The 10,793-nt window shown below is 43.6% G+C and carries 6 protein-coding genes; all 6 read right to left on the bottom strand.

What is annotated here, in order from left to right; all coding sequences use genetic code 11:
- Positions 1–1,273, bottom strand: a 1,273-nt coding sequence (gene iscB, locus F6K51_RS23125) for an RNA-guided endonuclease IscB (RefSeq protein WP_293024623.1), incomplete at its 3' end; no start/stop codon positions are given.
- 449 nt (positions 1,274–1,722) lie between these two features.
- Entirely contained in the window at positions 1,723–2,220 is a 498-nt protein-coding gene (gene sixA / locus F6K51_RS23120; protein WP_293024621.1) for a phosphohistidine phosphatase SixA, read from the bottom strand.
- A gap of 219 nt (positions 2,221–2,439) precedes the next feature.
- Positions 2,440–3,687, bottom strand: a complete 1,248-nt coding sequence (locus F6K51_RS23115; RefSeq protein WP_293024619.1) for a bifunctional oligoribonuclease/PAP phosphatase NrnA — start codon at positions 3,685–3,687, stop codon at positions 2,440–2,442.
- A 124-nt stretch (positions 3,688–3,811) separates the two neighbouring features.
- A complete protein-coding gene (locus tag F6K51_RS23110; protein WP_293024617.1) occupies positions 3,812–4,309 on the bottom strand; it encodes an HNH endonuclease in 498 nt (165 codons plus the stop codon).
- A gap of 176 nt (positions 4,310–4,485) precedes the next feature.
- A complete protein-coding gene (locus F6K51_RS23105) occupies positions 4,486–6,036 on the bottom strand; it encodes an adenylate/guanylate cyclase domain-containing protein (RefSeq protein ID WP_293024615.1) in 1,551 nt (516 codons plus the stop codon).
- A gap of 248 nt (positions 6,037–6,284) precedes the next feature.
- The gene (locus tag F6K51_RS23100) at positions 6,285–10,547 is read right to left on the bottom strand and encodes a PAS domain S-box protein (RefSeq protein ID WP_293024613.1); all 4,263 of its coding nucleotides are present in this window, start codon (positions 10,545–10,547) and stop codon (positions 6,285–6,287) included.
- Positions 10,548–10,793 lie beyond the last annotated feature (246 nt).

The following is a 10,793-nucleotide window of genomic DNA, read 5'->3' as shown; positions in this document are numbered from 1 at the left end:
AAATTGTATAGGCATAACCATCCTTTTTGTGAATTGGCTGACAATATTTATGACTAATTCCTTGAATCAATCCGTTAGCAGTTGAAATATTGAATGACCCGGTTTTGCGAGTGGCAACCCGTCCAACGTAAGTTCCGATTTTCTTGCCTTTAGTGACAACTGCTTTGACAATATCTCCGGTCTGAAAACCTTTGTGAATCTTAGTTCTTGAACAGTACCTCTTCGGAAACCCGAACTTATCTGTTCGGCAGATTTGACGAGTTCCGTGACCTTTAGCCTCAATCAATAGAGGTTGATAATTCTCAACATAAATGCTTTGAACATTCCCCACACAGGCAGCATCAAGCCAATGTGTTTTAGGTAGGTTAAACCGACACCGATTGTATTTAGTACGACCTCCCGAACCGGTTTCTAATGGGTTACCGATAGATTTGAGTTCTTTGTAAAGCTTCCAGCGAGTAGCATTAACCGCAGCGGCATCAGCTAAAGGTCGTTTGGCTTGAGACAGAATTCGTCTCAAAACATCAGGCTTCCCTGACAAGAACTGTTGAATCTCCTGGTTTCCTTTAGCCTGATTACAATCGTGACAAGCAATTGCCAGATTGCTAACTCTGTCGGAACCCCCTAAAGATTTGGGCTTGATATGTTCGATTTCTAACTTGGTATCCGTTGTACCACAGTAAGCGCATTTACGGTTCCATTTTTCAAGCAAGTATTCTCGAATTTCGTAGCCGTACAATGTACCTTGCTGATACTCAGTACCAGAGATTTCTGGGTTCTCCGTCTTTTGAGTGTCAAACCGTACCAACTCCTGAGAAATACCCGCTATCGGACAAAACCGAATCAGTTTTTTAACCCAAGTCAGAATGTTATGAACTCTAGACATTAAACTAGGCGCTAACCACCTCTCGGGACGTTTCCGATTAAGAAAGCGAGGTTTTCTATAACGAGTTTTACGGTTACGGCGAGAACGTCTTAATTGTCGTCTTGAGGTTAAAGCATCTCGGATTTGGAATCCACGATGCGTTATTTCAGCACCCCAAATAACAGTGTTGTTTTGCCGAATTGCTAAACCTGTTGTTTTTGCCCCTGGGTCAATTTTTAACTGGTGATGATGAGTAGTACAGTTTTCTACCTCCAAATCTGACAGGATGATTGTAAATGGATACCTTCTAAACACTTTGGCTCTACCTTGTTTGAGCAATAATCTAGCTCTGGCGGGACGACAAGGGTCTAGTGTTTTAAGGTTTTTATCGAGTACAAAAACACGCATAATTGTGTTTCTCTCCTATTACTAGGGTGAAGTTCGCTGAGTGCTTCGCACACGCTGGCGCGAACGCCAATGTTTTTTGAGTTTGTCTTGCTAATAGCACTGTCCTAACCCGTTTACGACTGTTTAACTATTAACCACAGAGCAAAAGACTAGCGACGCATCTAAGGGTGTGATAGCTCAAAAAACGGAGTACTTCGAGTACTTAGGCTGGTCACGTTATGAGCTTTTTCAAGCCCCCGTTATACCGCGATTAGCGGTTAACGGTGGGTTCGTGACGTTATTACCTACAGAATCTTCATTCATCTCAGGCCGACTTACCAGAGATTAGTGCTTAACTCTTCCGTGCTACAAAGATTATTTTTACTGTGATGACTATATTATAGCACTCTTTGACTTCTCTGACCCATGAATGGGGGGAGATTCCGAACACCATCAACCCTGAAAGATGGCTATACTAACCACTTAGGTGAGGTCAGCAAGAATAGCTCACTGCGACCGAAGGGCTTCCCAGTATTAGGAAGCTTTAACCCAATTACTCCAGCTTTTTTGAGCACTAGTTTTTGATTGGATACTCCCCACACCAACATTTCCGCCCAATTCGCTAAATCCGGTTGATGACCAACTAGAGCCAAACGTCTTTGAGCATTAGTCTTTCTCCACCTCTGCTGTAGCCAGCTGAGCCATTGGTGAATGTCTCCCTCAGGAGCGAGACTCTCTGACTCTTCAACCAATGAGCCTAAACCAACATCTTGGAGGATAGCAGCGGTTTCCTTAGCTCTGACCAATGGACTAGTCAAGATTAGGTCAAAGTTTAGCCCTCGTTTATGGAGCTCCTTTGCTACTTTACTAGTTTTTTCATGGCCAATTTTGGTCAGTGGCCGCTCTCGATCGTTGTTGTAGGTGCCTCGCTCAGCAGCAATACCGTGGCGAATTAAGTAGAGTTCCATGGGCTGATGGTTGAGATTCGCTTAAAATGCGATCGCTACACTGAAAATACTCCTGAGTTCATCAGTTGGTATTAGTTAGTTTACTGAGTACTTGCACCATTGTCATTAATCTTCGGGTGGGCAGTGCCTACCAACGCGCTTTGCAAGGTTCATTATCTGTCTGGTGCACTGCCCACCCTACATGAACCAAGCTTATTGAGAATGGTGCAAGATGTGAGTTTAGATAACAGTATCCTGGGGATTAACTAATCGCAGTAGTTTTTGCTTGACTTGGGTATCAAACACTTCCCACTTGAGCTTGGCATAGTCGGATTTGTCATTAAAACTACTCAAGAATCCCGTCGGAATTTCAAAGCCACCAGCCATCATGCGTCCACCACCAAAGAAACGCCCATGACTGTCTTGACCGAAAGCTTCTTTGATAAATTCATCAGGGTCGAGGGTTAACTTATTGGTTCTCAAGGAACCAATCACCACTTCTAATTCTTGGTCTTCATCGTAAACAATCCCATAAACCACAGCAGTGTGAACATTTTCTTCAGTAACTAAAAAGTCAGCAGCTTGGGGAATAGCATCCCGGTCTTCATAGCGAAGATAGCCCACACCAGCCATAGAGAAGTTATCTTGGAGAATGCGATATTTAAGCGATCGCTCAATAACATCCATCACTCGACGAGATCGAGATGTCTTGAGTATAGCGTTAAGGAGTTGAGTGTCATAGAAGCGGCTCAGATATCCAGCTGCCAAGAAATCCTCTTCCTGAGCCTGCATCAGCATATTAGTATCAGAGCGCAGACCATGCATCAAAGCTGTCGCACATTTGATATGTTCACTAATGCTACTATCGAGCTGTAGTAACCCAGCCTGAAGGTAATGGGTTAATAGCGTCGCGGTGGCTCTTGCTTGAGGACGAAGGTCAATAAATTCTGCTTTCCACTCCCCTTGACTACTGTGATGATCAAAGATGGCAATTAGAGGAATATTCGCCTTGGTAACAATCGGTAATAGCTGGGTGGTTGTACCCTGGTTATCAATCAGCACATAGCCCTGATACACCGATAAATCTTGATTTTTTGTGGTCTCGACACTGGAGCGTTTGGCTGGTAAACCAGTCAGCTTAACCAGGGCAATGTTTTCCTGGTGAGAGAGGGTCCCAGCATAGACAATATCGCATTGGATATTATACTCCTGGGCAATCAGCTGGTAAGCCCAAGCGCTAGAGAGAGCATCTGGGTCAGGGAAATCTTGTAGGATGATCAGTTGCCGCTCATTTTGATGACGCTCTAGAGTCTCTTGGAACTGTTGTACTTTTGAATGTACTTTTGAACCTGATGTAGACTGCCGCCTTGTTGTTTGGGAATTTCCCACGGAAGGATTTACATCTTGAGTAGATGACGGTTGCGCTTTAGCATCAACCTGTTCTGAATCTAAGCTAGATGCACCACTGTTAAGTAAATTGTTAGTCATTAGTTATGAGTCATTAGTCATTAGCCATTGGTGATTAGCCATTGGTCATTACTCATTAGCCATTACTCATTAGCCATTGCTCAACCCCCTTTTGGCTTCATTAATCGTGGGATGAATTAGCGGACTAAGCACCAATCACATACTTCCGCCACTCCTGATGCCGTCCAGTTTTTAAGTCTTTAGCAATTTCAAAGTGGAGACTACTATAAGGTCTCCGGGGTTGGGTTCGCAACATCATGTTGGCTTCTTTAGGGGTGCGATTCCCTTTTTTGACGTTGCAGCGCACGCAAGCTGTAACAAGATTTTCCCAGGAGTCACCTCCATGGCGAGAACGAGGAATTACATGATCTAACGTTAAGTCATCACCACTGTAACCGCAGTATTGACAAGAGTGACCATCACGGTGCAGGATGTTACGACGGGTAAGGGGAATCTCTTTGTAGGGTACCCGGACGTAATGGCGCAGTCTAATCACTGTAGGCAGTGGAAAATCTGCGTAAACGTATTTGCCGTTATGTTCGATACGCTCTGCCTTACCCTTGATCAACAACACAACCGCCCGTCGCCAGTTGGTGATGTTGAGCGGCTCATAGGAGGCGTTTAACACCAGAACCTTACCCATTGGTGATCTCAGCTAGGAGGATTTTCCCAGATAGTAGCACAGGTTGCTCAATCTGGGTTATTTTTCCATGGGTTAGTTTAATTTAGGGTGTTGCTAAACTGCTGATCTAAAGGCTGAACTAAAGAAATCCGTCAAGGGTCAACTCATGTATAGTTAGGTCAATTACCCATTACCCATTACCCATTACCCATTGCTAATGGACCTGTGAGCAGATAAGTAGTCATTTTCCCTTTGCCTTTGACTTCAAACGGTTCCCGTTTATCAAACAGGTACTTATCTTTTAATTTTTCATATGTTGTACCTGTAACCTGAATGCCACCTGGTATACCCTGAGATTCCATACGGCTAGCCATATTTACCGTATCACCCCACAAATCATAGCTGAATTTTTTGATTCCAATTACCCCAGCCACCACTGGTCCACTGTTGATGCCAATCCTGAGACGGAAATTTTGATTCGTTTGAGCATTGTACTGGGCAATTAATTTTTGCATATCCAATGCCATTTTAGCGATCGCGTCCGCATGATACTTGCAGGGTTTTGGCAGACCGGCAACAGCCATATAAGCATCACCAATCGTCTTAATTTTTTCCACACCATGCTCCTCAGCTAGTTGGTCAAACTCTGAAAAAATTACATTCAGAATTTCGACCAGTTCGGTGGGAGAGGTTTGGGTTGATAGTTTGGTAAAGTCAACTAAATCAGCAAACAAAACAGTTACATCTTCAAAACTTTCTGCCAGGGTACGTTCTCCTTTTTTTAACTGTTCTGCAACCGGTTGGGGCAAGATATTAAGCAGCAAAAGCTCAGCTTGGGTTCGGGCACGACGAAGTTCATCTTCATATTTTTTTCGCTCTGTAATGTCGCTAACTGTCCCTTCGTAGTAGAGTAAATCACCAAAATTGTCTCTGACTGCTCGTATATTTTCCGAAATCCAAATTACCATACCATCTTTCCGATAGACCTCGGACTCAACGTCTGATAAGGTTTCTTCTTTGTGGATTAGGGCTAATATATCGTCACGACGCATCGGTTCGAGGTAGAGTTGTGTCCCAATATCGGTGACTTGATTAATCAGTTCTTTTGGCGACTGATAGCCCAAAATACTTGCGAGTGCTGGATTAGCGGTGATAAATTGTCCTTCTGGTGTAACTTGAAAAATGCCTTCAGTGGCATTTTCAAATATACTGCGATATTTATGCTCAGCTTCTTGTTTCTGCTTGATTTCCTGTTGAAGTTGAAAATTTTGTTCTTGTAGTTGCTTTTGTAAACGCCCGAGTTTCAAGTGAGTGTTGACTCTCGCTCTTACTTCTTCCTGCTGCACTGGTTTGGTGAGATAATCTACTGCACCGAGTTTGAAACCTTTAACTTTTTCGAGAGTATCAGTACGAGCCGTCAGAAAAATAACTGGGATGTCTCTAGTTGACTCTTGAGCTTTCAAGCGACGGCAAGTTTCAAACCCATCAATTCCGGGCATCATAATATCCAGTAAGATTAGATCCGGTTGAGTATAGTTGACTTTCTGGAGGGCACTATAGCCATCTTGAGCGACTAAGACTTTGAAGCCAGAATTGCTCAACAACTCAAACATCACCCCTAAATTAGTCGGACTATCATCAACAATCACAATTACACCTTTATAGCCAATTTTGTTATAGCTCTCAGTTAGGGTAATTTTCCTGGAAGAGGAATAATTATTAGTTTGAGTTACTGAGGAAATATTCATAATCACATGAACTCGTTATTGGGGTTTGTCGCTAATCAATGGCTAATTCTAAAAGTCAAACTAATCGGATATCATCTCCCCAAAAAAATAGTTATTGACATTTTAAAATAAACCTTCAAAATACACCCCTAAAAATATAATAAATTATTTCTGGATTAAACAATCATTTTAATGGCTTGATTTTACAAAATTTTTGTATTTTATTTCAACTCAGTTTATCTATTTTTTAAATTATTTGGTTTACGAGGTTATTCGCGGTATTTTTTATCCATGTACTGGCCCACAAATTCCAGTATTTGTCTTTCTTGAAAGCCTTTTGATAATTGACGCAAATTTTGAGCAAAGGGGATGAATTTATCATCCAACTGTTCAATCAAATTAGCTTCCTCTTGGATCCCTCTAATATCACCGATGATGGCGAGTTCATACAGAACGGAGATTTTCTCTGGCGATGGCGCTACAGGCATAACCTCTTCAGCTTTCTCTTCCTTAGTGGATTCTACAATTCCTTGTCCTCCTTGTTGTTCCTGGGAAACATCTGGTAAATCTAAATCTAGCCAAAAAATACTACCTTGACCTACAGTGCTTTTAACCTTTAATTCACTACCCATTAATTCCGCTAAACGTTTACTAATCGATAGTCCTAAGCCTGTACCATTAACCTGACGGTCAGTGTTACCCACTTGATGGAATGGCAAAAATATTTCTGCTAGTTGTTTTGGTGGGATACCAATGCCAGTGTCTGCTATGACAAAGCGCATTTTTTGAGTACCTTGCTTTTCGGTTAAAGACCGATCAACGTTCAACTCTGAACACCCCAAATAACCAACTTTAAACGTTACCTCGCCAGTATCTGTAAATTTGACAGCATTTCCCAAAAGGTTCATCAGAACTTGTCGCAGTCTTATTTCATCACCCTTGACAAATTCAGGGAGGGGCGAAAGGAATTCGTAACGGAATGAAATGTTTTTTTGTTTAGCACTGATCACCACAATTTCCACAATACCTTCCAGAAACTTGGGAAACTGAAAATCTCTGACATCCAGTTCCATTTTTCTGGCTTCGATTTTTGATAGATCCAGGATGTCATTGAGTAGGGTTAACAGATGCTGACCACTTTGCTGAATAATACTCAGCTGCTCTTTTTGCGTAGCGCTCAGATTAGGTTCCTCTTGGAGGATTTGGGCATAACCTAAAATTCCGTTAAGGGGGGTACGTAATTCATGGCTCATGTTGGCTAAAAATTGACTCTTAGCCCGATTGGCTACTTCCGCCTCAACTTTAGCCTGCTTCAACGCCTGTTCTGCCTGTTTGCGATCGCTAATGTCTCGAAAAATTCCCTGCACAACTGTCTTCCCTTGCAGCTCTAAAGTAGTCCCACTAACTTCTACAGGCACGGTTGTACCAACTTGATGCAGTAATTCCAGTTCTACTTGAAATACACCCCCTGCCTCCACATGTTGCTGGAAAATTTGGGAGTAGGCTTTGAATCGTTCTCGTGGAATAATCTTACTCTGATGTAACCCAATAATTTCAGATCTCCCACGGCCCAGCATCTGTTCCGCCATCTGATTGGCTTCCAGGATGATTCCGGTTTCCGCATCTGCCATCAGAATGGCATCACCAGCTGACTCAACTAATTTGCGATACTTCTGTTCCGCCTGCCGTAGTTTTGCCTCTGATAGCTTGCGTTCAGTGATATCTCGGTTACAGAAGATTCTACCATAGTAATCCCCACCACTGGTAAGCACTGGTGCTGAATAAAAGTCAAAAATACGCCCATCCTTGATTAAAAGTTCATCGTAGTTCGTTGTTTTGGGATGAGCCTGAAGATAGTCCACCTGAGCCAGAAATTCTTCGGGATGGTTCAGTTGAGAACTCACCTGCTTGAGCAATTCTTTAATATGATTGGCTTGAAACAACTGTTCTGGAGTCTGCCACAAGTCACAGAAACGGTGGTTGTAGGAAACCACCCGAAAATTTTCATCAACCACTAAAATTCCATCAATGGCAGCTTCTTGTTGCGCTTTGAGCATGGCATTTGTACGGAGCACATCCTCCTGTGCCACAGAGCGCTCAATGGCAATTCTAGCGAGTTGGGTGGCCTTATCCGCCAGTTCTTGCTCTTCGCGGTTTGGGGTATGAGGTTCAGTGTAATAGGTTGAGAAGGTGCCTAGCACCGTCCCTTGAGTGGACAAAATCGGGATAGACCAACACCCTCTGAGATTGTGGCAAAGTGCCAAATCCCTTATACTTCGACACAAGGGATGAGTGGCAATATCCTTAACCATGACCGGTTCTCGCCAATAGGCGGCAGTGCCACAGCAACCCATATATGGACCAATAACCATACCATCAATCCCCTGAATGTAGGATTCTGGAAGGCTGGGAGCGGCAGTATAACGCAAATTAACCCCATTTTTGTCCACCAGGAAGAAGGCACACCTAATTTTGGGAAATTGCTGCTCAATCAATCGAGCCAGTTGGTCTAGTACATCTGGCAGCTTCTCCCACTGGGTAATCATTTCCAGGATACGATTTTGTCCAGCTAATAAGGCTTTAACTCTCTGGCTATCAGTAATGTCAGTAAAGGTACCGACTAGACGAACCACTTTACCTTGATCATCTGAGATCACTAGACCAGTCGAGAGAATCCAGGAAATTGAGCCATCTTTGCGCAGCAGACGAAACCTTTGTTTCCACTTCTTGATGCAGTCGCTCATGGGGGAAACCCCCAAGACCGCGCTGCATCGCTGAGAACTTCGTCCAGCACATAGGTTATCTAGGATGGCTTTGACCTGATCTTGATCCTCAAGATGAATCAGCGCCAGTAATTCATTAATGGTCGGTCCCTCTTGATCCAATGGGTAGCCAATCAGGCTGAGAAATTGGGGCGAGTAGTAATGATCATAGGTTTTCAGGTTGATTTCAAAGAGTCCGTTGGTGTTAGCTTGAATAGCCAGAGCAAACCGTTCCTCACTCTCCCTAAGTGCATCCTCAATGCGCTTGTGTTCAAGAACCTCCGCGATTAATTGTCGATTGAGCTGCCTCAAGGTAGCTGTTCGCTCTTGAAATTGATGTTCCAGCCGTTCATTCTGGTTACGGAGTGCCTCTTGAGCGTGCTTGCGCTCTGTGATCTCCTCAACAGTAGCTTCGTAGTAGAGTAGAAAGTTACTACTATCGCGGATAGCCCGCACGTTTTTGGAAATCCAAATTATAGTACCATCTTTTTGATAAATCTGTGCTTCAAACCCTGAAACAACACCATCTTCCTGTAGCTGTAGAAGCAAATCTGCCCGTCGTTGAGGATCAACGTAAAGTTGGTGGGCAATATCGGTGACACTTGCTATGAGTTCTTCCGGTGATTGATAGCCATATATTCTCGCTAGTGCGGGGTTAGCACTGATATAGCGTCCGTCAGGTGTGGTCTGACAAATGCCCTCGACAGCATTTTCGAAGATGCTGCGGTATTTGGCAACGCTTAAGCGCAACAACTCTGCTGCTGAGTTTCGTTCTGATGTAGTCGCTGCCAAGAATAAAGGGATTGTCGCCATCAGTATCATAAAAACCTGTAGTAGGGGAACTGCTTCGCTCAAGTTCCCGGTGCTGGCAAGAAACGGTCCGGTACCCAAACTGGTTCCTACAATGGCAATGCTCGATACCATCAAGCAGCCTAGGGTGGTCAGGCGTTGACCAAATTGGAGGGCAGCCCAAATCAGCCAGGGAAATATCAAGCAGGCGAGGGGATAGGTTGCCATTTCTGGCGCAATGTCCGACCCAAACACTCCCCAACTCACTGTCAAGAGTGAAATCAGCCAGATAGCTACCAAAATAATTTGCTTTATCTTTATGCTTGCTTGAGGGGTTAACGGTTGTTGGTTAGACAGTTGGAGGTTAGTTTGGGTTGACTCTTCAACTTTCTCAACCTTGAACCTGCCAACCTTCAACTCCTTCACTAGGTAGCACCAAACTAAAAACACTGGTACTACGACTAAAACCACCATTAAGTCCCCTAACCACCATTGCCACCACATCCAGCCGAAATTCCTACCATCAAATTCACCACTCAGGTGTAAGTGAGTTAGACTGACAGTCGGAGCGATGAGTGTGGCAAACATCGACACCCCTAGGAAACCCAATACATCTCGTCGCCGTTCTAGGGAAGGACGAAGCTGCCACCACAGTGCCAATCCTATCGAGAGCAATACTGACAAGATATAGCCTAAAGCAGTGATCCCAGAAACTGGCCAGAACCTCTGAGGCGACACAGTCCAGAAAAATTGTCCCCAAGAAACCGATGGCAAAACTCCTTGGTGTTCGGTTAACCACCAAAGATGCTCCCTTAGTAGTAATACGGTTGCTTGGGTAATTCCTGTGGGAGACCAAACTGGTGGTACTAATGTATTCCCTCCAATCAATCCATGGACTAAGTTTGCCAGCCCAAGGTAAACCAAAGTCAGTAAACCTACATTAGTTAAGTGTTGCCAGAATCCTTTTGCGATGAAAATCATTTTGGGAATACGCCCAAAGATGGAGTTAGGCGAAATTAATCTTTACGCACATTGACATAATTTTCAATCCCTAAACCGGGAAATTCCGCAACTTTACAAACTCTTTTATTTTCTAGTTATATTTTTTTCATTCTCTTTAAATTAAAGGTTTTTTTGCCTTAGAGATTTAGTTAAAGTGAAAAGTGAAAGGTTATGGGTGAAGGCTACCAACTTAAGCTGGCATATAGCGACGGAGACTGGTAATTG

Origin of the sequence: Moorena sp. SIO3I8, assembly GCF_010692325.1 — a bacterium.
In the GTDB taxonomy this organism is placed as follows: Bacteria; Cyanobacteriota; Cyanobacteriia; order Cyanobacteriales; family Coleofasciculaceae; genus Moorena.
Note: the sequence above shows the minus strand (reverse complement) of the source record. Positions and strands in the feature narration are given on the sequence as shown.

Coding starts and splice junctions, on each gene's coding strand:
- F6K51_RS23105 (WP_293024615.1), bottom strand. CDS start 6,036: ATGAATATTTCCTCAGTAACTCAAACTAATAATTATTCCTCTTCCAGG.
- sixA (WP_293024621.1), bottom strand. CDS start 2,220: ATGGAACTCTACTTAATTCGCCACGGTATTGCTGCTGAGCGAGGCACC.
- F6K51_RS23110 (WP_293024617.1), bottom strand. CDS start 4,309: ATGGGTAAGGTTCTGGTGTTAAACGCCTCCTATGAGCCGCTCAACATC.
- F6K51_RS23115 (WP_293024619.1), bottom strand. CDS start 3,687: ATGACTAACAATTTACTTAACAGTGGTGCATCTAGCTTAGATTCAGAA.
- F6K51_RS23100 (WP_293024613.1), bottom strand. CDS start 10,547: ATGATTTTCATCGCAAAAGGATTCTGGCAACACTTAACTAATGTAGGT.